The organism is Pedobacter sp. SG908, from assembly GCF_011759615.1.
Lineage (GTDB): Bacteria > Bacteroidota > Bacteroidia > Sphingobacteriales > Sphingobacteriaceae > Pedobacter > Pedobacter riviphilus.
In genome coordinates this window covers 3,166,485-3,188,982 of sequence record NZ_JAAOYY010000001.1, presented here as the reverse complement: position 1 = coordinate 3,188,982, position 22,498 = coordinate 3,166,485, and the positions used below count along the sequence as shown (strand labels likewise).

Annotated in this window: 20 protein-coding genes; 10 read left to right on the top strand and 10 right to left on the bottom strand. The window is 37.0% G+C overall.

The window, feature by feature from the left end; genetic code table 11:
• Nucleotides 1-124 precede the first annotated feature (124 nt).
• The 3 genes from FHT21_RS13105 to FHT21_RS13095 all read right to left on the bottom strand — a co-directional run bounded on the left by FHT21_RS13105 (nucleotide 125) and on the right by FHT21_RS13095 (nucleotide 2,075).
• Entirely contained in the window at nucleotides 125-643 is a 519-nt protein-coding gene (locus FHT21_RS13105) for a dihydrofolate reductase (protein ID WP_167295092.1), read from the bottom strand.
• Between the two features lie 254 nt (nucleotides 644-897).
• Complete coding sequence (locus tag FHT21_RS13100) at nucleotides 898-1,692, bottom strand: thymidylate synthase (protein WP_167295091.1); 795 nt, start codon at nucleotides 1,690-1,692, stop codon at nucleotides 898-900.
• A 74-nt stretch (nucleotides 1,693-1,766) separates the two neighbouring features.
• Nucleotides 1,767-2,075: a hypothetical protein gene (locus FHT21_RS13095; RefSeq protein WP_167295090.1), complete on the bottom strand. Its 309-nt coding sequence runs from the start codon at nucleotides 2,073-2,075 to the stop codon at nucleotides 1,767-1,769.
• Between the two features lie 97 nt (nucleotides 2,076-2,172).
• Here FHT21_RS13095 and ispE point away from each other — a divergent pair, with 97 nt between their 5' ends.
• From ispE to FHT21_RS13055, 8 genes are all read left to right on the top strand, one after another.
• Nucleotides 2,173-2,976, top strand: a complete 804-nt coding sequence (gene ispE / locus FHT21_RS13090) for a 4-(cytidine 5'-diphospho)-2-C-methyl-D-erythritol kinase (RefSeq protein WP_167295089.1) — start codon at nucleotides 2,173-2,175, stop codon at nucleotides 2,974-2,976.
• A gap of 174 nt (nucleotides 2,977-3,150) precedes the next feature.
• On the top strand, nucleotides 3,151-3,567 hold the full coding sequence (locus tag FHT21_RS13085) for an OsmC family protein (RefSeq protein ID WP_167295088.1): 417 nt from the start codon (nucleotides 3,151-3,153) through the stop codon (nucleotides 3,565-3,567).
• 171 nt (nucleotides 3,568-3,738) lie between these two features.
• Entirely contained in the window at nucleotides 3,739-4,905 is a 1,167-nt protein-coding gene (locus tag FHT21_RS13080; protein ID WP_086547091.1) for an aminotransferase class I/II-fold pyridoxal phosphate-dependent enzyme, read from the top strand.
• A gap of 91 nt (nucleotides 4,906-4,996) precedes the next feature.
• On the top strand, nucleotides 4,997-5,758 hold the full coding sequence (locus FHT21_RS13075; RefSeq protein ID WP_167295087.1) for a hypothetical protein: 762 nt from the start codon (nucleotides 4,997-4,999) through the stop codon (nucleotides 5,756-5,758).
• A gap of 151 nt (nucleotides 5,759-5,909) precedes the next feature.
• Nucleotides 5,910-8,159, top strand: a complete 2,250-nt coding sequence (locus FHT21_RS13070; protein ID WP_167295086.1) for a family 20 glycosylhydrolase — start codon at nucleotides 5,910-5,912, stop codon at nucleotides 8,157-8,159.
• A 23-nt stretch (nucleotides 8,160-8,182) separates the two neighbouring features.
• Nucleotides 8,183-8,875: a DNA alkylation repair protein gene (locus FHT21_RS13065; protein WP_167295085.1), complete on the top strand. Its 693-nt coding sequence runs from the start codon at nucleotides 8,183-8,185 to the stop codon at nucleotides 8,873-8,875.
• 83 nt (nucleotides 8,876-8,958) lie between these two features.
• Complete coding sequence (locus FHT21_RS13060) at nucleotides 8,959-9,681, top strand: pirin family protein (RefSeq protein ID WP_167295084.1); 723 nt, start codon at nucleotides 8,959-8,961, stop codon at nucleotides 9,679-9,681.
• Nucleotides 9,682-9,835: 154 nt separating this feature from the next.
• Nucleotides 9,836-10,129, top strand: a complete 294-nt coding sequence (locus tag FHT21_RS13055; protein ID WP_167295083.1) for a hypothetical protein — start codon at nucleotides 9,836-9,838, stop codon at nucleotides 10,127-10,129.
• Between the two features lie 228 nt (nucleotides 10,130-10,357).
• Here the strand turns inward: FHT21_RS13055 and FHT21_RS13050 are convergent, their stop codons facing one another.
• The 5 genes from FHT21_RS13050 to tgt form a co-directional block, all read right to left on the bottom strand.
• The gene (locus FHT21_RS13050) at nucleotides 10,358-10,636 is read right to left on the bottom strand and encodes a lipopolysaccharide assembly protein LapA domain-containing protein (protein WP_167295082.1); all 279 of its coding nucleotides are present in this window, start codon (nucleotides 10,634-10,636) and stop codon (nucleotides 10,358-10,360) included.
• Between the two features lie 4 nt (nucleotides 10,637-10,640).
• Entirely contained in the window at nucleotides 10,641-13,445 is a 2,805-nt protein-coding gene (locus tag FHT21_RS13045; RefSeq protein ID WP_167295081.1) for a hypothetical protein, read from the bottom strand.
• Between the two features lie 2,062 nt (nucleotides 13,446-15,507).
• A complete protein-coding gene (locus FHT21_RS13040; RefSeq protein ID WP_167295080.1) occupies nucleotides 15,508-16,386 on the bottom strand; it encodes a DMT family transporter in 879 nt (292 codons plus the stop codon).
• 2 nt (nucleotides 16,387-16,388) lie between these two features.
• Nucleotides 16,389-17,492, bottom strand: coding sequence for an LptF/LptG family permease (locus tag FHT21_RS13035; RefSeq protein WP_190326091.1), 1,104 nt, complete (start codon nucleotides 17,490-17,492; stop codon nucleotides 16,389-16,391).
• A 1-nt stretch (nucleotide 17,493) separates the two neighbouring features.
• A complete protein-coding gene (tgt, locus tag FHT21_RS13030; protein ID WP_167295079.1) occupies nucleotides 17,494-18,624 on the bottom strand; it encodes a tRNA guanosine(34) transglycosylase Tgt in 1,131 nt (376 codons plus the stop codon).
• 141 nt (nucleotides 18,625-18,765) lie between these two features.
• On the opposite strand from tgt, the gene FHT21_RS13025 reads away from it, so the two are divergent.
• Complete coding sequence (locus FHT21_RS13025) at nucleotides 18,766-19,983, top strand: glycosyltransferase (RefSeq protein ID WP_317169951.1); 1,218 nt, start codon at nucleotides 18,766-18,768, stop codon at nucleotides 19,981-19,983.
• A gap of 26 nt (nucleotides 19,984-20,009) precedes the next feature.
• A complete protein-coding gene (gene rsmG, locus FHT21_RS13020) occupies nucleotides 20,010-20,645 on the top strand; it encodes a 16S rRNA (guanine(527)-N(7))-methyltransferase RsmG (RefSeq protein ID WP_167295078.1) in 636 nt (211 codons plus the stop codon).
• Here the strand turns inward: rsmG and FHT21_RS13015 are convergent, their stop codons facing one another.
• Together FHT21_RS13015 and FHT21_RS13010 are read right to left on the bottom strand one after the other, a co-directional pair.
• Complete coding sequence (locus FHT21_RS13015) at nucleotides 20,646-21,980, bottom strand: M56 family metallopeptidase (protein WP_167295077.1); 1,335 nt, start codon at nucleotides 21,978-21,980, stop codon at nucleotides 20,646-20,648. It lies immediately after the preceding gene.
• Nucleotides 21,980-22,351, bottom strand: a complete 372-nt coding sequence (locus FHT21_RS13010; RefSeq protein ID WP_167295076.1) for a BlaI/MecI/CopY family transcriptional regulator — start codon at nucleotides 22,349-22,351, stop codon at nucleotides 21,980-21,982. Before FHT21_RS13010 ends, FHT21_RS13015 begins: the two co-directional genes overlap by 1 nt.
• Nucleotides 22,352-22,498: the final 147 nt, after the last annotated feature.

Below are 22,498 nucleotides of genomic sequence, written 5' to 3'. Positions count from 1 at the left end.
TGAAAAGCAAAACCCGCGTTTCTTCGGCCCCGATTGTCCTGCTGTCCGTTTTATTCCGATGAAGAATCGAACAGCTTATAAAATAAAGTTGCGCTTTTTGCAAAATTCTTCGCGTACTTTGCAGTTAAATTGAGTTAATCCTTTCCAAAACCTCAAAAGTATAGTCGTACTTGTTTTTTTCGTCTGCTTTGTGAGGTTCACTGCTGATAACTTTCCATTCTTTCCGGTCTATTTCTGGGAAAAAAGTATCCGCGTCGAAATTATGATGGATAGTGGTTAAATAAAGTGTTTGCGTTTTAGGTAAAGCCTGTCTGTATATCTCCGCTCCACCAACAATAAATACTGGTTTTTCTTCTGTTTTGGTTATCTCTAAAGCCTTATCTAAGCTATTTACTACTTCAACACCATCGATTTGTAAATTGGTATCTCTGGTAATCACAATATTTCTGCGGTTTGGTAACGGCCTGCCAACTGAATCAAAGGTTTTACGGCCCATCACAACCGTGTGTCCTGAAGTGGTTTGTTTAAAAAACTTTAAATCGGCCGGCATGTGCCATAAAAGCTGGTTGTTTTTGCCGATTGCGAAATTTTCGCCTACTGCTACGGCTATTGAAAGCGAAGGGCGTTTTAGTTCATTGATCATTGGTCATTAGTTTATTAGTGTCTGCATAACACATTAAGCATGGTTTGTTACGCTTGATTCTGACATGCATCGACGACTGAGTTACGATTTGTTTATATTTTTGCCAATATACTTAATATAAGCATTAAGCTTTAAGTGGATTGTTTGTAATTCGGTATATAGTGGTATATAGTTCTGAATAACAATCTTCAGATCAAGTATCTGAAATTACCTCAGACAAATGAATCAATGGCTAATGACCCAGTGAACAAATGTTACACCGCCACTATCCCCTTAATATGCGGGTGCGCTTCGTAATTCTCCAGCGTAAAATCCTCAAATTTGAAATCAAAAATGCTTTTCACTTCAGGATTGATTTTCATGGTTGGCAATGCTTTAGGCTCGCGGCTTAATTGTAGATTGGCCTGTTCGATATGATTGTTGTATAAATGTGCATCGCCAAGGGTATGGATAAAATCTCCGGCTTCTAAACCGCACACCTGTGCTACCATCATGGTTAACAAAGCATAAGACGCAATATTAAAAGGTACACCAAGGAAAATATCGGCACTGCGCTGATATAACTGGCAGCTTAACTTCCCGTCGGCCACGTAGAATTGAAAAAAGGCATGACAAGGAGGCAAAGCCATATTTTCGATTTCAGCAACATTCCATGCAGAAACAATAATCCTGCGCGAATCGGGGTTGTTCTTTATCGTATTGATGATATTGGTAATTTGATCGATGTGCTGCCCATCTGGTGTTGGCCAGCTTCTCCATTGCGAGCCGTAAACTGGCCCTAGGTTGCCGTTTTCGTCAGCCCATTCGTCCCAGATACGAACACCATTATCCTTTAAGTATTTAATATTGGTATCGCCAGTTAAAAACCAGATTAACTCATGAATAATAGATTTTAAGTGCAGTTTCTTTGTAGTCACCATCGGAAAACCTTCCTGAAGGTTAAAACGCATTTGATATCCAAAAACGCTTATGGTTCCAGTACCGGTACGGTCGTGCTTTTGAGCGCCATGATCGAGCACATGCTGCATTAAATCTAAATATTGTTTCATACTGTTCTGATAATTTACAAATATCTAAAATTTATCAGCTGTTCGGAATCATTTTTATACACACTGTTCACTTACTAACATTGTAATGATAATTGTTTTTGGAAATGAATGTGCTGTGCCAATGGCGGGCCACCTGTCCTGCTTTTCATTTCAAGTCCTCGCTGCGCTGTGGGCTTTCCACTACAATCAGGTTTGTAATTTACGGTTTCTTCATCAACCCCGATAGAAGTAGCCACTGGCCCCTTAGCCGCGGGTGCAGCGTTACCCTGCAGCAAGGAGGTACGACGAAGCGAAGCGTAAAAGCGGAACACGGGAACAAAGTGAGTGATGATTACTGCTGTTGCGCTCCAAAGAGCCTGGCGATATAAAATGAAAAGAAACACAAGCAGTAAAAAACACTTTTGTATGTTTGTAGAATGAGTTTCCAGCTTGATTAGACATTATGGACTCAAGACTATTGACTACAGACTCACGACTAGAATGCTATCTTTTCCCAACGCAAAAATAAACTTAGGCTTAAATATCACCGAAAAACGTGCTGACGGTTACCACAACCTTGAAACTGTTTTTTACCCGATCAATATCAAGGATTCCGTCGAAATTACTGATGCGGAGGTAACCTCTTGTAAAATTCATGGTATCAATATTCCTGGCAACCCTAATGATAACCTGTGTTTTAAAGCCTATCAATTAGTGAAAAAGGATTATGATATTCCTGCACAGCAGATCAATTTATTGAAAAACATACCAGTGGGTGCAGGCTTGGGTGGAGGTTCAGCTGATTGTGCTTTTCTCATCAAACTATTAAATGATAAGTTCAGTTTGGGCATACCTGTTGATAAAATGGAAGGTTACGCCCGCCAGTTAGGAGCAGACTGTGCTTTTTTTATCAAAAATAAACCTGTTTACGCATTTAATAAAGGCGATGAATTTGAAAAGTGCGAACTAGATTTGTCAGCCTGGTATAAAGTTTTGGTAAAACCACCAGTACACGTTAGTACGGCCGATGCTTATGCGCATGTAAAACCGCAAAAACCTTTGCAATCGTTAAAAGAAATCATACATTTGCCTCCAACAACATGGAAAAATAAGGTTATTAACGATTTCGAGCTATCGGTATTCGCAAAGTATCCCCAAATTCGTCAAATAAAAACCAGTTTATACGATGCAGGCGCAACATTCGCTTTAATGAGTGGTAGCGGCTCGTCGGTTTTTGCAATTTTCCCCGAAGCGGTTAAATTGCCCGAACTGGAGCAAAACAATTTAGTATTCTACAATATTTAGTTTGCATGGTGCACGGCGTTTTGAGCTTAGCGTTTTATTGCAAAAAATAAGAAGAATTGAATAAAAAATAAGGTTTGTAGTAATGGCCTTGATACTTAATACTAACTACTTGATACTAAGAAAAGGTTAGTAAATTGTCTCGATACCTGATACAAACTACTTGATACTAACAAAATGAACATCAATCTGGTCCGCAAAAGCGGTAAATTTAATTTTGAAGCAGAAAACGAAAGTGGTTTTACTGTAGAATTGGACGCAAAAGCTGCTATTGGCGGCGAGGGTAAAGGTTTTAGGCCCATGGAAATGCTTTTAATTGGTTTGGGCGGCTGCAGTGGTATAGATATGGTAAATGTACTTACTAAGCAAAAAGAACCCTTAAACGACATTAAAATTGCCATCAACGCCACACGTAAAGACGAAGAAATGCCCCCGATTTTTGATGTGATCGACATCAACTTCGAGCTTTTTGGCGATTTAAGCGAGGCCAAAGTACAAAGAGCACTACAAATGACTTTCGATAAATATTGCTCCGTATCGAACATTTTAGGCCGTTCAGCAACTATTAATTTTACTTATAAAATAAACAAATAACAAGGCTGGGAGGATAAAGTAACAAGTAGCAAGTATCGAGAAGTAAATCTTAAAATTTATGATGACGGTTTTGTTCTCACACCACATCTTGATACTTAATACTCAAATCTTGATACTTGATACTCAAATCTTGATACCCATCCCTTGATACTCAAATCTTGATACTTAAAAATGAAATCCGAAAATTTTGAAACCATAGCTATACGCACTCAAACCGAACGTAGTTTACACAAAGAGCATTCATCGCCAATTTATCTGACTTCGAGTTATAAGTTTGAAGATGCAGAAGAAATGCGTGCTTTGTTTGCCAACGAAAAGGAAGGGAATGTATATAGCCGTTATTCAAATCCAAATACATCAGAGTTTATCGAAAAAATGTGCCTTTTAGAAGGTGCAGAAGATGGTTTTGCCACGGCAACCGGTATGGCTGCTATTTTTACTACTTTCGGTGCTTTCTTAAAAAATGGCGATCATTTGGTGTCAAGCCGTTCTGTTTTTGGTTCTACGCATCAGTTATTAACCAATGTGTTTTCTAACTGGGGTGTAACTTTCGATTATGCAGATTTAGATAAACCACAAGACTGGGAGGCTTTGATTAAGCCTAATACCAAAATGATTTTTGTTGAAACACCATCTAACCCTGGTATAGATATCATTGATCTTGAATTTTTAGGCGATCTGGCTAAAAAACATAATGTACTGCTGGTTGTTGATAATTGCTTTGCTACGCCATATCTACAACAACCCATTAAATTTGGGGCACACATTTCTATTCATTCAGCTACGAAATATATTGATGGTCAAGGTCGTGTGTTGGGAGGCGTTATTTTAGGTACTAAAGAATTAATTGCTGATGTAATTGGTTTTGCCCGCCACAGCGGACCGGCGTTATCGCCTTTTAACGCATGGATTTTATCTAAAAGTTTAGAAACTCTGGCCATCCGTATGGACCGCCATTGCGAAAATGCGTTAAAAGTTGCTGAGTACTTAGAAAAACATCCGAAAATTAAACTGGTAAAGTATCCGTTTTTACCATCACACCCTCAGTATGATATTGCCAAAAAGCAAATGAAACAGGGTGGAGGCATTGTAACCATTGTGGTTGAAGGTGGTATAGATGCTGCACGTAAATTTATGGACGGTTTGCAGATGTTCTCCATCTCCGCAAATTTAGCTGATACGCGCTCTATAGCAACACACCCTGCAACCAGTACGCACAGCAAACTTACCGAAGAGCAGCGTAACGAAGTTGGTATTGAGCAAGGTTCCATCCGTTTATCAATTGGTTTAGAGCATATTAACGATATTTTAGCTGATATTGAACAGGCTTTGGCTTAATAATTTTATAACGGATAAAATCATAAGCATTAAAAAAAATATTTTATTCAATATTTGGGTATAATAGGGTGTTTTAATTTGAAAGAACTTGATGAAAAGCTTTTTATTATTGTTATTGAGTACGGTTTTGTTTTCTTGCAATCAAAATGATAAAGGTTCTTCAACTTCTGTAAAAAAAGCGGGACTGAATTTGGAAAAAATTAATTTCAAAGAAAACCCTCTTGAAATTTTAAAATCCAAAATAGATTCAAATGTAAATGATGATTCCTATTACGTGAAAAAAGGCTATTCATTGCCTTTCGACTATCCGGTTGCTTATAAATTAGAGGCTTGGAATGGCAAAGATTCCTTTTACGGTAAAGCGTATTACAGTAAGATTATAGATAGTATTGCATATTATCAGAACATATACTTCAATAGGATCGCTTTTTTAACCCACAATAATAAAACTGTAGCGATTTTGGCCGATGCAGAAATTAAATCTGATACTGTTTACAACGAATTTGTTAAACAGTTAGAGAAGCAATTTGGTAAGCCAACTTTTAGTCCGCAAACTACTGTAGATGTTTTTTACGAATGGTCTGCTAAAGATAGGCGCTTACAAATTGATTATTCTAAAGGGGTTTCAATGAGCATGATGTCTGGTAAAAAAACAGAATTAAAGCAAACATTTAACATGCAAATGCTTATTTTTAATAGGGCCGAGGCGGCAAAAATTGATAGCATACAGCAGAAAAATTATGCTAGAACAAAGGAATATAAAGTGATGCAGGGCGATTTCAAATTGTACAAAAATGATCCTCAAAAGAATATCATTTTAATGGATAGCATACTTAATGAAAAATTTAAGTAAGGTCAATAAATCAAAGCGAGACGTGTTTGTCTCGCTTTTTTTGTATAATTTTTAAGGTAACTTTGAGTTTAATAACCGATAAATGTAATTTCGGGCTGCTAGGTAATCTTCACAAAAAAATATTCGATCGCCTGACCAAAACATATTTCTAATGAAAATAAATAATTTTAGCTTGGTGCTTAGCTTGGCACTTTTCTTTATTGCTAAATCTACTTTTGCACAACTAAGTATTGTTCCTCAGCCCGAATCGTTTAAACTATTGCCGGGTAATTTTGTCTTTTCTGCCAGCACCACCATTTCAGCAAATGCTGATAGTATTTTTTCGATTGCCATCCAGGAGATTAATCTGCTCAAAAAAGATCGGGCGAATGGTGCTGCCAATAGGGTTTTGTTCACTAAGGATACCAATTTAAAACCAGAAGCCTATAGCTTACGTATTACTCCTACACAGATTATCATTACTGTAAGCGATAAGTTGGGTGCTTTTTGGGCAGTACAAACCCTTAAGCAGTTGGCTGCTGCAAATGCTTTTAAAACCAATAATACCTGGACATTACCTGCATTGGAAATAAACGATCGTCCCAAATTTTCATGGCGTGGCATTCATTTAGACGTTTCCCGTCATTTTTTTGACATCGATTACCTTCATCGTTTTATCGATCGGCTTTCCTTTTATAAGTTTAATAAATTTCATTGGCACCTTACCGATGATCAGGGTTGGCGAATTGAAATCAAGAAATATCCTGAGCTAACGGCAAAAGGGGCATGGAGAAAATTAAATAATCAAGATTCTGCCTGTTTAAAACTGGCTACTACCAATCCAGATTACAATATTCCTGAAAAACATTTCAAAATGATAAATGGAGAAAGAATGTATGGTGGGTTTTATACGCAGGAAGAGATCAGAGAACTGGTATCATATGCAACCAGCACAGGGGTTGAAATTATCCCTGAGATAGACATGCCCGGCCACATGCAAGCCGCAACAAAACAGTTTCCGTGGTTAACCTCAACGGGATCGGTGCAAAAGGAAAAAAGTTTCACAGATCCAATCTGTCCATGTAAAGAAACTACTTTCGAATTTGCTGAAAATATTTTTAAGGAGATAGCCCATCTGTTTCCTTCGAAGTATATTCATTTAGGAGCAGATGAAGTTGAAAAAAGTAGCTGGAAGAATATTCCTGAATGTGAAGCATTAATGCATAAGGAAAATCTTAAGAATATTGATGAAATCCAGAGTTACTTCGTAAAGCGGATGGAAAAATACTTCAACAGCCTGGGTAAAGAACTGATTGGCTGGGATGAAATTTTAGATGGTGGCGTTTCGCCAACTGCTACGTTGATGTATTGGCGTACCTGGATTCCGACGGCCCCTAAACATGCTGCAGAGAAAGGTAATCGTTTAATTATGACTCCAGGCGAATATTGCTATTTTGATGCACAACAAGATAGTCATTCGTTGAAAAAGGTGTATGGCTTTAATCCGATTGGCTTCGGACTTAACGAAAACGAGCAGAAATATGTTTTAGGTGGGCAGGCCAATATTTGGACAGAATACATTCCATCAGAACAAAGGCTGGAATATATGGTTTTCCCACGCATGTTGGCGATGAGCGAAGTTTTATGGGGTCATCAGCAGGATTTTGATAGGTTTAGTTGGAAAATGGGACAGCAATATGAAATTCTGAGTAAATTAGGGATCAATTACCGCTTTGCCGATCTTAAGGGTTTTACGGATCATAATGTATTTCTTACATCTACGTCTCTCCGCATCGAAATGCCTCAAAATACAGTTGTTCGCTATACTACCGATGGAACTGAACCAAAAATAACCAGCCTGCGTTATAATAAATCGGTGTACATTAATAAAAATCTAACTATTAAGGCGGCAATATTTGGTGCGAATGGTAGAATGGGCGATGTTTTTACGATAAACTATGTGCAAAGTAATTATCTAAATGCTGTTCAACTTAAAAATCCAAAGCCAGGCTTAGCGTTTAGCTATTTCCCGAAATTTTATAAGAGTGTAAATTTAATATCTGAGGCTGATAAAACTGAGACAGCAACAACGCCGGCCATAGAGATTCCTGTTCAAAATAAAGCAGGAAGTTTTGCTACCCGCCATCAAGGTTATTTTTATGCTGCTGAAGATGGTATTTATTCATTTTTCCTACGGTCTGATGATGGAAGTATACTTAAAATGCAAAATAAAACCTTGATTGACAATGATGGAATGCACTTTGCCATTGAAAAATCTGCGCAAATTGCATTAAAAAAAGGGTATCATCCTTTTGAACTATTATTTCTTGAAGGTGGCGGTGGATATACCCTGGAGCTAGAATATAGCCTTAATTCAGGAAAACGCAAAGCTGTGTCTTCAACAGATTTTTTTATGGAATAACAGCAGGATTTTTGTAGGATACCATGAACGATATCACTTTTATTCTCTCCGAGCTAGAATCCATTAGCGAGCCTGATTATTTAAAAAAGATGGCTCATTTTGGGATCGATATTTCCAAAGCTTTCGGTATCAGGGTACCAAATATAAGAAAGCTGGCCAAACATATTGGTAAAAACCAAGCGCTATCTTTATTGCTTTGGGAAACCGGATTTCATGAGGCCCGGCTTTTAGCAACCTTTATCGGTGATTATAAAGAAGTCGCAGAAGCGCAAATAAATGCGTGGACGAAAGATTTCAACTCTTGGGATATATGTGATCAGGCTTGTGGGAATCTTTTCGTTAAAACGCCTTATTTTAAGTCGAAGGTTTTTGAGTTTGCCCAGGCCGAAGCAGAATTTGTGAAACGTACTGGTTTTGTGTTGATGGCCGAGGCAGCTGTACACCTTAAAAAAGAACCCAACGAAACTTTTTTAAGTTTTCTTCCAATTATTGAAAGAGAGGCTTATGATAACCGGAATTTTGTTAAAAAGGCCATAAACTGGGCATTGAGGCAAATTGGCAAACGAAATGCTTTCCTGCATGAGCAGGCCATCGAAACTGCAAACAACATACTTGCTCAAAACAATAAAAAAGCAAACTGGGTAGCTTTAGATGCCTTGAGAGAGCTTAATAGCGATGCGGTGCTTGCCAGACATGCTAAACGCCCTGCACACTAAACGCGCTAAGCTTTCTTATCCTACATCAACGCCCGGCAAACATCGCTGATGTAAATTTGTATCATAAATAAGAAAGGAAATTTATGTCACAGTTTATTTTGCACAAAGAAAACACCCGCGGTCATGCTAATCATGGTTGGTTAGATGCACACCATTCATTCAGTTTTGCTAATTACTACAATCCAGAAAGGATGCACTTCGGAGTTTTAAGGGTTTTAAATGACGACAGTATTGATGGTGGAATGGGCTTTGGCTCGCACCCACACGATAATATGGAAATTATTACCATTCCATTGGCTGGTGCTATTGCACACAAAGATAGTATGGGTAATTCGGCTGTAATTAAAAATGGAGAAATCCAGGTAATGAGTGCCGGAACAGGTGTTAGCCATAGCGAGTTTAATGCAAATGCAGATGAGCAATTAAATTTATTGCAGATCTGGTTGTTTCCGAACAAGAAAAACGTTACCCCACGTTACGATCAGCAAACACTGGATGTTGCAGCAAGGCACAATAATTTTCAGCAGATTTTATCGCCAAACGCTGATGATGCTGGTGTATGGATCCACCAGGATGCCTGGTTTTCGTTAGGTAAGTTTGATGAAGGCTTTGAAACTGAATACAAGATCAAAAAAGCTGGAAACGGTGTTTATGCTTTCGTTATCAATGGAGAAGTAACCATAAACGGGCAAGTGTTAAGCAAAAGAGATGGTTTAGGTATTTGGGATACAGATAGCATCAGTTTTAAAGCCAATACTGCTGGAGCAGAAGTTTTACTAATGGATGTTCCTATGGAACTGAATTAATTTAGAAAAATCGTCATTTCGACAGAAGTGTTTCAAAGGAACTCCTTTGGAGGAGAAATCTTGGAGTAGAGACCAAATTTTTCCTACCGATGAAAATTGGTGTACCGATCGGAATGGCGATTTCTTTTTTTGATATATTTTTAAACTTAAGACTATGCAAACTACTATACTTTATATTGGCCGGGATACAGAAATTACTGCAGTAATGAACCGCTTGTTAAACGCAAGGCCAGAGTGGAAAGGTATCTGCGTATGCTCAGATGATGAGGCAATTTCCATTTGCAAAGAACAGCAGGTTGATCTTGTTCTGCTTGGAAACGGAATTGATGTTGAATGTGAAAAAGCATTAAGATCAAAACTTACAGGGATTAAACCCGGCCTGAAAATTATCCAGCATTATGGTGGGGGTAGTGGATTGTTGTATGGCGAGGTAATGTCGGCACTTTAATTGCGAAAAAAAATATCCGTCATTTCGATAAATAATCTATTGCATAAAAACCAATGTGATTGACAGAAAGTTTAAGAAGAGCATTATCCCCAGTCGCCGTCATCTCGAGCGAAGTGTAACGAAACCGAGAGATCTATCGAAGCAGATCTCTCCATTTCACTGCGTTCCAGTTGAGATGACGATTTTGCTATTGAGTATCAGATCGTAGGACCCTACAAATCCTAACTCTTAGCTGATATAATCCCTGTCCTCTTCACTCAATTCTTTTTTATTCGAAGTGGGTTTGTTTCTTTCGATCTCATCATCATAACTGCTAACCGTTTTTCTTGGTCGGCCCACAACAAAGCCAATGATAAAACCGATGATGATGCAGATACCGATAACCAGAAGTTTAGAAACTGGGACAGTGGTAACCAGGAAATCGAAATCTACAGGTTCGGTATTCACCATTAAAAAAATGGTTAGCAATGCTGTCAGTATAATGATCGAAATTGTTTTTGCACTCATGGTTTTAAAAGCTATAATTAAATGAAAACTCTAATATCGGATTTTGATTGTAAATCTGATTAACAAAAACCAATCTTGCTCCTAGATCTACAACAGGTTGATAGCGCAAAAGGTTTACACTGGTGTTTAATTCTACCCCATAAGTTTTCGGATCGTTAAAGGTTGTGCCTTTTCCAATGTTCTCATAATGGCAAAATAAACCTGCCCTAAAATTTCTAACATAAGCGAGAGGACCCAACTCCCAATCGGGAAAAGCAAATGGGAAACGATAATTGAAAAGCAGACTATTTTGTAATTTACTTTTCGCCAAAATATTGTTGTATCCGTAAACGGTTGCAATTTCGGTTGCGTACTGATTTACCCCACTTGCTTTTTGGTAATTGAAGCTGGCTAAAAATGAATGGTTTTTTGCAAAACCTGGAAAGTAAAGGAAGCTTTCGAGGGCTAAAATTTCTCCTTTTAAATTTTTGTCAAAAGGTTGGTGATTGTAGGTTACCCTAAACACTTGCGCCCACTTGGGTGCAATATCTCTTTCCGTAGTGCGTACATTGTGGTTGAAAGTGAAATTGTATTCCAGCGGAAATTTAAGCTCGCGTATAAAACCGGTAGGCATATTCTCTGGCAAGTATCTTTGCGTAAAACTGGTTGCCGCATTTAGCGTAAAAACATAGTTCTCATTGCGCATGTTAAACGAAAGCGGAACCGACGCATTAAGTTTGATATAGTTCTCCCTCCAATCGCCTTGTTGTGTCGTGTTTTTAGTCCTGTAGAACGCTCTTTTCGGACGGTTGCGGTACAATACACTAAAAACAGGATAAAGTGCCTTATAGCTAATATCTGCTGTGTACTCAAAACGTTTTAAATCGCGGTGGTATTTTGCGCCCGTATAAAAGTCCATCGTGTTAAGCAGGTTGTTTGATTGTAACTCCAAACCAAAAACATATTCGTTGTCGATCACGGGAATAATGCTGTGAAAACTGAAAAGATTTAAAGCCTGATGATAGCGTTTTGTTTGATAGGTGCTGTCTGGTATCTTGTCGAAAACATTCCCTACATTTTCCTGCTTTTCTGCGGCTGCTGAGAAATCGATAAAGTTGTTTTCGCCAATTGGTTTTTCTGTTAATGCGGCCTCGGCTATTTCGTAACCATTAATTTTATAATTGTTAAAAATGATTTTTCCATTAGTGGTTTCGGTAGGGTTAAAGGCTCCATACTTGGAGGCGCTGAGCGCATTTATTTTTTTTGAATCAGGATCTATGCTGTAGATATTATCGATCCCATTAAATTGCGCATTGAAAACAATTTTGTTGCTTATAAAAACCGGTCGGCTTAGCTGTTGTCTGCTGTCCGAAATCAGCTTTGATTTTTTTTCTCCATCAATCAGCCATAAAGTCTTTCCTTTCTCACTAACACTGATATAAGTAATTTTATTTCCTGATTCATCGAAGGAAGGTGTCTGCAAGATTTCATTTTCAAGGTTAGGATAAGTCCTTATAATTTTTCCCGAATTAGCATCCAGCACAACCAGGTTAAATTGATTGTTTAGCTCTACTTTTGAAGCGATGATTTTCTTCCCGTCGTTAGAAAGGCTGGGAGAGAAAAGTCTACTTTTACTACTTAATTTACTAAATTTTTTAGTCTTTAAATTGTACGAGCAGATTACACTATAGCTCCTTTGTTTGTATCGAGGATCGTAGCGTATTTCATCCCAAATCAAAAGGTCGTTTTTTAAACTAAACCAAGGCTGTTCCTGATAACCAATTCCGAATAATTTTTGCTCCGATTTATTCTTATTAATAATCACAAAATATCGTGCGTCTGTTTTGCTTTCTTTTAGCGCTAATACCTGGGTTTCATTTAGCCGAACAGGAAGGAAATAATCGGTTGCCAAATCGGTTTTTTTATTTAAGCTTTCATAACTTTCTGTAACAGATTTTTCGTCCTGTATTTTCCATTTTTCAGCAAGCTTGTTTTGGGTGGAAAGAAAGTAGGTTCTGGAATTTTGCGTCGTAAATTTTTTTAAGCTCTGCGAAAAGGGGTACGGCCTTACAGGTCTTTTTCTAATGTCGCTAAGTATGCTATCGGAAATGAACTGTCCATATTTTTCTTTCATATCCGATACCATCAAATATCCGGTTTGGTAGTAGCCGGGAGTTACGTCTTTGTTCGAGCCAAAATAGGCTTTGCTGTAAGAGATTTTTTTGCCCTCCAAAATTGAAGTCCGATATGGCATAATCCAGTTGGGCTGTCTGCCTCTGCCCGAATTAGTCAGGGCAGTTTCGTTAACCACTGCGTCGCCCTCGAAAAACCAGGTAGGGATACCTGCACCAAAGTAAGCGAAGTAAACCAGTTCAGGGAAGGGGTGTGCTTGCGTTCCTGTCAATTTGTCAAACTGGGCAATGTGCCTTAGCTCGTGTACTGCTAGGTTGTTTAACCAATCCTGGCTATCGAAAAACTGAGGTGGGGTTGCATAGAATTCCGACTTCTTAGGTGCAAGCTGAACAAAGCCGTTTGCTACGGTTCCGCGGTTCTGGAGTAGGAGTGGAATAACGGTTTTTTGCTGCCTTAAACCGAACCCAATTTTGGGGTAGATAAAGGGTAGGGTATTGGCCATTCTTTGGGCTTCTTTTTCCAGTTCTTGCGGATAGATGATTTTAAAGCCACCCGAATAAATATAGTTCCATTTTACACTAAGTGGGTTTTGTGCAGTGCTGAAAATCTGTCCAAAAACCGATAGTGATGTTAAACTTAATGTAGCCGCACTTAAGTACTTGATAATTAGTTTTTTGTTTTGTTTATTTAAATTCATCTAAATTCTTTGCTAAAATATTTAGTTTTTTAAAATTTAAAACTGTTAATTTTTGTGAATATTTAATTTATATAAAATTATTTAACTTATTGATTTTTAAATATTAATTAAATTTATATAAATCCTTTATTTGTTGATTTTGCCTTCGTTTTTTATTGAATTTTATTGCTGATTTGAGCTTTGATCAATATTTTTGAACACATTATATTTATTAATTTAATTTACACTTATTAATCGATTTTCTTTAAAAATTTTACTGCCTTTTTAAATTTTTGTATGGTTTTTCAAAAATCGATCAAGCTTAGTTAGTAGCTTAAAATGCGGTTGGATTTTTGTGATTATTGCAAATATTTTTAAGCTTTAAATCCTGGGAAGATTGTCTGGATTTCGGTTGGGATCATCTGCTTTAAAATTCACTTTAAGCATGCTGAAATCTGCTTCAGAATTGTGCGCTGTATGTGATACCTTAAAGCAAAATGTATAGCGTAAATAGGCTGTTTAAAATTCTTGTGAATATTTGAGATTATATTTTTATGACAAAATGTCGTTATTTTTTATCGGTTATGTGAACAGCTTTTTTCAGATATTTCCTATTGCTTTTCGCATTTGTTACCTGATTTTGATGAATATTATGCAGGTGAAATGCCAGTTCGGTTAGCTTAAATTGTGCATTTAATTACAATTTTTAGCTTCATTTTCTGGTGTAAAATTTGATCTCGAAGACCGAAATTGTATATTTTTTGGTCCTTTTAAGCCCTAAAATCTGCAATAATTTGATCTTATAATGCAATTTCCTGACGATATTCATGAGCAGAGGTGTTTTCGGAATGTTTTAATGAAATTTTCAATTTTATGCTAAAAAACGTGTCTGTTAGCGTTTAAATAGGGTTTTTTCCTCTTTTAGATTTTGTTCTCTTGAAACTCTAAATAAATGGCTTTTTCTCTTTGGCATGGGAAAAAGCAAGCTGAAAATTAGGTTTACAACTGTAATTTTTACCAATATTTTTATGCTAATTGACCTTAGAATGCCTTATCTTTTTGCATTCGGTTGGTCAGATTTTATTGTGGTTGAAAACTATCCTGAACTGGAGATTAGGATGGTTTAGACAATTCATTCCGGTTTACTTATGATTTGGTAATTCAGGGTTGTATGGAATTTAACTAGAAAATACCTTGCATCTGGTGTCGATTTTAAGCAAGAATTTTGACTCTTTTTTCTTGTTGTTTTCGTTCCGTTTTTGCTTATTTAAATTAACTTTTTACTACGGTTTATGATCACTTTAACTATTCGGTTTCTGCGATAAATTTTGTTAATTATTGTCTTTGATTTTTGCCTTTTTTATAGGCTTGTTTTTTGCTAAATCTATATGATAAATAGCCCAATAAAAACTTATAATTACGCTGCTATTTTGGCTTTGAAATAGTGCTTATTTTGATCAATTTTTTATTATAATTTTCATTTTTTTTTGCGCTAACTATAGTCTTAAATTAAGGGTTTTATTTGATGACTGCTTCCGTTTGTTGATTAATAAATTTTGTCCCGAAATATTAATTCAGATCAATAATTTGGAGTAGCGATTCATCTCGGTTTAGGTATGTTTTTACATGAATAATTCTATCCTCATGGTGATATGCATGATTATGGTCGATGACTATTTTCGGTCTTTCACTTCTGGATAGATTGCATTGTTTAAGCTGTAATTCTTCTTATTTATATCTGTCGTTTTTGTTGTGATGGTTTGATGGAGTTTAATCATGTGGCATACCTCACCCGTTAAATTTTTGATGTTTCGGACGGTTGTTCGCTGCTATTAATGATTTGATTTTTGTACGTCTGTATAAGGCGAACTGGAGGTTTTTATAATACCAAGTAAGCGTAATGATGACTAGCTTTAATAAGCTTTCTTATTGCGCTCTTGCTTAGCTTTATCAAGAGATTTAAAGAAGGGAATTTGAGTATTGAGCGTTATCTTAAAAAAATAAGTGTGCTCAATAAATACGCCTGTATTTGTCTGTTAAGTTGATACGATTCAATGAAAATTTTAAATTATATGGTTTGTATCTACAATTGATTTTTTCTCTTTTTGTAGATCGGATAGAGAAAAATAGAGGCCAGGATAATCGTTGCGCCGATATAAAATCCACCAGTCATTTGCTCTTTGCTTTGAAAAAAAACGAAGGCTAATACTATTCCGTAAACAGGCTCCAGGTTGGTAATTAATGCTACTCTAAAAGCCGATAAAGTTCTCATTACCGCAACGCCTGCAACATAGGCAACGGATGTACAAAGTGTGCCGAGAAGAATCAGGTAGAGCCAATTTTTAGCACTTAAGTTAAATGCCGTATGCAGCAGCGTGCCATCATATAAGCGGTATAGTGTGATCCAGAATAAGGCACCAACAAGCTCATAAAAACTGATGATGGAAGGTTCGCTTTTTTGTACCAAAGTAGAATTTATGGTTGAAAAAAGACTCGATGCAATTGCTGCTAGCAAACCAAAAACAATTCCTAAAGTATATTGTCCTTCAAATTTAAAGATCATGTATATTCCCAGAATGATTAATAAACCGATCAGAATATCGCCCATTTGTATCGGCTGTTTTTTAATCAACGGTTCTAAAATTGCGGTAAATAAAGTAAAGGAAGAGAGGCAGACCAAGGTTACCGAAACAGTAGAAACTTTAATGGCGTGAAAGAAAAATATCCAGTGAATGGCTACAATTCCTCCTGTTAAAAAGAATTGAATGAACTGTTTTTTAGTGATCTTAATGTTCTTTTTGGTGATTAAAAACCACGCAAAAAGTGTAGCTGCGGCAATTAATACCCGGTACCAAACCATGGGCACTGCATCGATAGAAATTAATTTGCCAAGCACGCCTGTAAAACCCCAAACAAATACAGTAAGATGAAGGATGAGTAAATTCTTTTTGGTAACGTCCATCGCTATTTTGGTGCTTTTCTCAATAGGTAAAAACCTAATAAGCCAAAGAATAATGTGGGCATAATAACAGCAGCAAAAGGAGGTAATCCACCCTTAGTTGAAAACATCTGCGTGAACTGATTAAATACGATATAAGCGAAGCTAATAAAGATTCCGATACCTAAAGATACACCGACGCCTCCACGCACTTTACGTGACGAGAGCGCCACTCCAATCAGCGTTAATACGAAAGCAGAAAGTGGGTGTAGGTAGCGTTTATACTTTTCAAACTGAAGGTCGTTCATTATCCCGGTTCCGCGGATTTTTTCTTTCCTGATCTTATCAGAAAGCTCCTTAGTGGTTAAATTTTGCACCACATTGTCGTATGCTGAAAAATCATCCGGACGCATATCGAGTATGGTGTCTTTTTGCTTCCCGTTGCCATAAATCATGGTTTCTTTTAAGCCGTCAATCTTACGGATGGAGTAGTTATTTAACTGCCACTTTCGTTTAAGCGAATCCCATTTTATATTTTCTGCAACGATCTTTTTGGTGAGTACATCTCCACTAAAATTATCTAAAGAAAACCGGTATCCTGAATTCGTTTTGTTGTCGAAATTATCAATGTAGATATAGGTTTTGTCATCCAGTTTCATATGGATGTTTGATTTTGTGGAAGGATCATTACGTTTTACATACGTATTCTCGAAACTATTTTTTAGGGTATTGGTATAAGGAAGGATGTATAGGTTTGAAAGTAAGTTGGCTGAGAAAATAATCGTAGCCGACACCAGGTAAGGGAATAAAAAGCGGTTAAAACTCACGCCACCACTTAAAATTGGTACAATTTCAGTTTGATCGGCCATTTTTGCGGTAAAGAAAATTACCGCAATAAAATTGATCAGGGGTGAAAGCATATTCACATAAAAAGGAATAGAGCCTGCGTAATATTTAGAGAGGATTCCCCAAAAACTCAGGCCACTTTTCATAAAATCATCCATCTTTTCAGATAGGTCGAACACAACAATAATGATCACAAAAATGGCAAGGGTATAAATAAATGTACCCAGGTATTTCCCGATAATATACTGATCGATGATTTTTATCCTTCCTTTTAACAGATTCATTTTATAGCTTATTGCCTAATACTTTAACCATTTTGTTTTTCCACTCGTAAAATTCACCAGCAATTATCTTTTCCCTCGCCTGTTTTACCAGCCAAAGATAGAAGTGCAGGTTATGTAAGGTAGCAATTTGAGCGCCAAGCATCTCCTTACTATGTACTAAATGTCTTAAATATGCTTTACTGGTTACTAAATCGACATGAAGATCGCTCTCTGCATCCAATGGAGAGAAATCGTTCTCCCATTTTTTGTTTCTGATATTTATAATGCCATTTCTGGTAAAAAGCATGCCGTTTCTGGCATTCCTGGTTGGCATTACACAATCGAACATATCGATACCCAGTGCAATATTCTCCAAAATATTGATCGGCGTGCCCACACCCATTAAATAACGTGGTTTTTCTTCTGGTAATATATTGCATACTACTTCTGTCATGGCGTACATCTCTTCGGCTGGTTCGCCAACAGATAAACCACCAATAGCATTGCCCTCACGGTCCATGCTGGCAATAAACTCTGCTGATTTTATACGCAAATCTTTATACACCGAACCTTGAACAATAGGGAAAAGGGTTTGGTCGAAACCATATTTAGGTTCTGTACTATCAAAACGGGCACAACAGCGTTTTAACCAACGGTGCGTCATTTTAATGGATTGCGCTGCATAAGTATAATCGCATGGGTATGGCGTGCACTCATCAAAGGCCATAATAATATCGGCACCTATGGTACGCTGAATATCCATTGCATATTCTGGCGTGAAAAGGTGTTTCGATCCATCAATATGGGAGTGAAAAGTAACGCCTTCTTCTTTAATTTTACGAACTTTACTTAAAGAGTATACTTGGTAACCACCGCTATCTGTTAAAATCGGGCGGTCCCAGCCAATAAATTTATGTAATCCTCCTGCTTTTTCGAGGATATCTAGACCTGGTCTTAAATATAAGTGGTAGGTATTGCCTAAAATGATTTTTGCGTCAATATCGTCTTTAAGTTCGCGCTGGTGTACGGCTTTTACCGTTCCGGCAGTGCCAACAGGCATAAAAATAGGGGTTTGTATTTCGCCATGAGCAGTTGTTACTGTTCCAGCTCTGGCCTTAGATAGTGGATCGTTAGCCTGTAAACTAAATTTCATCTGTTTCTATTTATTTTTCTCCAATTATAAGATGGAGCTTACCACCTTCAAAACACGTTTTATTAAAACTAATCGCTATTTTGAAGGCAGACGGTTCATATGTGTTTTTTCTCATCGAAAATCTGCCAAAAATAGCAAAAATTGAGGGCATATTTTTGTTTAATTTTTTATCCACATAAAAGTGATTTACAGATTAAAAATGAGAAATTTGCGCCTATTTATTTTACCATCGTGATATTAACCCTGCTTGAAATTATTCTGCTCTCGATACTGGCTTTTTGCCTGTTGGTTCAGCTTTATTATGTACTTTTTGTTCATTTAAAATTGGCCAATGTGAGTATCGAAGAGATACCATTATCTGCCCGAAAACCAATAAGTGTGATCGTTTGTGCCCGAAACGAAATTGTAAATTTAGAGCAGTACCTCCCTGTATTATTAAGTCAGGATTATCCGGAGTTTGAAATTGTGGTGGTTAACGACCGCTCCTGGGATGGCACAGAAGAATTTTTAGAACAATTAGAGAAGAAGCATCGCAACCTGAAAGTAGTTAAGATTTTAGATAACGATAAGTTTATTGCAGGCAAAAAATTTGCCGTAACCATGGGTATAAAAGCTGCCAAATATGATTGGTTGGTTTTTACCGATGCCGATTGTACGCCTGCTTCTGAACATTGGCTGATGGACATGCAACAGCCGGCCGATGAAAATACAGAAATTGTATTGGGTTATTCTCCTTATATTAAAAAAAGAAGCCTGTTGAATGCACTTATCCGTTTCGAAACCTTTTTTACGGCAGTAAATTATTTGTCTTTTGCGCTAAAAGGAATGCCGTACATGGGCGTTGGACGCAATATGGCCTATAAAAAAGCACTATTTTTCAAAAATAAAGGTTTTGCGGCGCATATGCATATCCCATCAGGAGATGATGATTTATTTGTAAATGCACATGCCAATAAATATAATACCGAGATTCGTTTACATCGCGATAGCCATGTTTGGAGCGAACCGAATAGTACATGGAGAGGTTATCTGAGGCAGAAAAAACGTCATTTTGGCGCAGGAAAACTCTATAAATCGAAGCATAAGTTTATTTTAAGTCTTCAGATTGTTTTTCAGTTTTTGTTTTATGCATTCTTTGCTGCATGTATGTTTTTTAGTCGTGAGGCCCAATATGTAGCCTTAGGAATCCTCGGATTAAGTATCATCATCAGGTGTTTTATTTACCCAAAATTGCTGAAACGCTTAAACTATAGCGATTTGCGTTGGTGGTTCCCGATTTTAGACATACTTTTGTTTCTATTTTTAACCCTGAACGGATTTTTAGCCTTGTTTGGCAAGAAAAAGGTAAACTGGAAATAATTTAATAATCTTTTAGTAATTACAATATGCTTGACGTAAAGCCTGATATCATTTTAAAATATTTTCCTGATCTAAGTGAAAAACAAATTGCTCAATTTTCTCAATTGTTCGATTTATACAGTTTTTGGAATGCACAGATTAACGTAATTTCGAGAAAGGATATTGAAGAGTTATATGAGCGCCATGTATTGCACTCGTTAGGGATAGCTAAGGTGTGTACTTTTAAAGCCGGCGAATCAGTTTTAGATGTGGGTACAGGTGGCGGTTTTCCGGGCATTCCATTGGCCATTTTGTTTCCTGAAACGGAGTTTTATCTGGTTGATTCTATTGGAAAAAAGATTAAAGTGGTAAAAGAAGTGGCATCGGCATTAGGTTTGGAGAATTTAAGGGCCGACCATTTAAGAGCAGAACAGATTAAAGAGAAATTTAACTTTGTGGTATCGAGAGCAGTAACCCGATTAGGCGAATTCTATCCATGGATACAGGGCAAATTTAAAAAAGACTCATTAAATGCCATTCCAAATGGGATTTTGTATTTAAAAGGCGGTGATTTGGCTGAAGAGATCAAAGAATCAAAACTGAAAGCAGAATTATATCCACTTTCAGCTTATTTTGAGGAAGATTTCTTTGAGACTAAATATGTGGTTTACGTACCGCAGTAGTTATTGCTTTTTGCTGGGCTGACCCACAACTATAACTTCTACGATCTTTGTTCCTTTTACCTTCTTAACCGGAACTGTATTCTTATTGCCTGTACTTGGGTAGCCGACAACAGTTACAGATTTTAACTCCTTTTGTTCTGCTGGTGAAGTACTTGTAATAGATTGTGCCCTATTATTATCATTCATTACAGCTATACCGGTAATGGTTTCGCTGTCATTTCCGCTTTTGGCTGGTTTTGGCTCAACAGGTGGGGGTGGAGGTGCCACTTTTTCATCTTTAATCACTACAGGCGGGGGCAACCTTTTGCCATCTTTTTTAACCACTGGTGGTTTAAAACGGATTACTTCTACTTTCGGAGCTGTTTTTTTTGCCTTGGCGGCATTTGGTGGTAACGGTGGAGGAGGTGGCACCAGCTTAATCTGTTTTGCTTTTTTACGGGTAGTATCCTGTAAAGCAATACTTAAGCTTTCCTTTTTTTGTCCCAGCTGGATGGTGCCGTAATCTTTTGTAAATGCCATCGTAGACAGGCATAGCATCAATCCGGTTAGCGGAAGGATAAACAGCAATTTGAGCCTGGCCCATTTTGCTGATTTGGTTTGATTTAACATACTTATTCTATTTTTTAATAATGACGAGTTAAAAAAATGATTGGTTAAGCTAACTTTCTGATTGCCATAGGAATTTTGGATCAGGAACATGGCATACTCGTATTTGGCGATATCTTTATTGGTTGTTATTTCGTCTGCCAGGTATTCGTGAATGAGCTTGATATCGTTTTTAATGAGATAGGTTATTGGATTAAACCAGCTGGAAATCTGGATCAGTTCGAATAGCAGGATATCTACGCTATGTTTTTGCCTGATATGGACCATTTCATGTTTTAAAATGGTAGTTTTCTGATCAAGTTCGGGATCAATAAACAGGAAATTGAAAAATGAAAATGCCATTTTTGAGTTTTCGATCTCAATTAAGGTAATACCGTTTTCTTTAGTCTTTTTGGCTTTAGTGATAATGCTTTTAAGGTTGCGTAATCCCAGGCATATTTTTAAGATTAAAACCAGTGAGATGACTGCATACAATAACAATAAGCCATTTTCAATGGTGAAGAGTGAAGGTTTTTCCGGAATTCCGGTAAATGTAGCATAACTGATGACTATCTCTTTTTTCAAAAATCCCAACTGAAAAAAGGGGAGCATAAAGGCCAGCACTGAGCTGAAAATCAGGTAGTATCTGTTTAATGCATAAAAGGTTTCCCTGTGGAGAAATAATCTATAAAACCCATAAAATAAAATGAGGTATAGATTTGCTTCGAGTAAATAATATAGCCAGCTCATCACTTGTCTTTTTTAAGTTTCTCTGCCAATTTGATAATTTCGTTAAGCTCTTCGGTACTCATACTTTTTTCTTTCACCAGAAACGAAACCAGGCTTTCGTAAGAGTTCTCGAAGTAATTGTTCATTACTTTGTCGAACGCAAAACGTTTATAATCAGTTTCTTTTATAATGGGGAAGTAGATATGTGTATTGCCGATAGCTTTATGGTTTACAAAACCTTTACTTTCCAAAACCCTGATTACAGTCGAAACCGTATTGTAGGCAGGTTTGGGATCGTTCATTTTTTCGATCACATCTTTTACCAAGGCTTCGCCCATTTCCCAAAGGATGAGCATGATCTGTTCTTCTGCTTTTGTGAGTTCTTTTATCATAGCAACTATTTTTATAGTTTGGTTAATTGAAGTTACTACTATAAAAATAGTTTACAAACTATTTTTATAGTTTTATTTTTAACTATTTGATAAACAGGTTAATAATTTTTGTTTTGGAATTTGTAAAGCATAAAAAAAACCTGCCGA

Excerpts from the sequence above, each read along its gene's own strand:
- FHT21_RS13105 (WP_167295092.1), bottom strand. The coding sequence starts at position 643 with ATGATCAATGAACTAAAACGCCCTTCGCTTTCAATAGCCGTAGCAGTA.
- FHT21_RS13100 (WP_167295091.1), bottom strand. The coding sequence starts at position 1,692 with ATGAAACAATATTTAGATTTAATGCAGCATGTGCTCGATCATGGCGCT.
- ispE (WP_167295089.1), top strand. The coding sequence starts at position 2,173 with ATGCTATCTTTTCCCAACGCAAAAATAAACTTAGGCTTAAATATCACC.
- FHT21_RS13085 (WP_167295088.1), top strand. The coding sequence starts at position 3,151 with ATGAACATCAATCTGGTCCGCAAAAGCGGTAAATTTAATTTTGAAGCA.
- FHT21_RS13080 (WP_086547091.1), top strand. The coding sequence starts at position 3,739 with ATGAAATCCGAAAATTTTGAAACCATAGCTATACGCACTCAAACCGAA.
- FHT21_RS13075 (WP_167295087.1), top strand. The coding sequence starts at position 4,997 with ATGAAAAGCTTTTTATTATTGTTATTGAGTACGGTTTTGTTTTCTTGC.
- FHT21_RS13070 (WP_167295086.1), top strand. The coding sequence starts at position 5,910 with ATGAAAATAAATAATTTTAGCTTGGTGCTTAGCTTGGCACTTTTCTTT.
- FHT21_RS13065 (WP_167295085.1), top strand. The coding sequence starts at position 8,183 with ATGAACGATATCACTTTTATTCTCTCCGAGCTAGAATCCATTAGCGAG.
- FHT21_RS13060 (WP_167295084.1), top strand. The coding sequence starts at position 8,959 with ATGTCACAGTTTATTTTGCACAAAGAAAACACCCGCGGTCATGCTAAT.
- FHT21_RS13055 (WP_167295083.1), top strand. The coding sequence starts at position 9,836 with ATGCAAACTACTATACTTTATATTGGCCGGGATACAGAAATTACTGCA.
- FHT21_RS13050 (WP_167295082.1), bottom strand. The coding sequence starts at position 10,636 with ATGAGTGCAAAAACAATTTCGATCATTATACTGACAGCATTGCTAACC.
- FHT21_RS13045 (WP_167295081.1), bottom strand. The coding sequence starts at position 13,445 with ATGAATTTAAATAAACAAAACAAAAAACTAATTATCAAGTACTTAAGT.
- FHT21_RS13040 (WP_167295080.1), bottom strand. The coding sequence starts at position 16,386 with ATGGACGTTACCAAAAAGAATTTACTCATCCTTCATCTTACTGTATTT.
- FHT21_RS13035 (WP_190326091.1), bottom strand. The coding sequence starts at position 17,492 with ATGAATCTGTTAAAAGGAAGGATAAAAATCATCGATCAGTATATTATC.
- tgt (WP_167295079.1), bottom strand. The coding sequence starts at position 18,624 with ATGAAATTTAGTTTACAGGCTAACGATCCACTATCTAAGGCCAGAGCT.
- rsmG (WP_167295078.1), top strand. The coding sequence starts at position 20,010 with ATGCTTGACGTAAAGCCTGATATCATTTTAAAATATTTTCCTGATCTA.
- FHT21_RS13015 (WP_167295077.1), bottom strand. The coding sequence starts at position 21,980 with ATGAGCTGGCTATATTATTTACTCGAAGCAAATCTATACCTCATTTTA.
- FHT21_RS13010 (WP_167295076.1), bottom strand. The coding sequence starts at position 22,351 with ATGATAAAAGAACTCACAAAAGCAGAAGAACAGATCATGCTCATCCTT.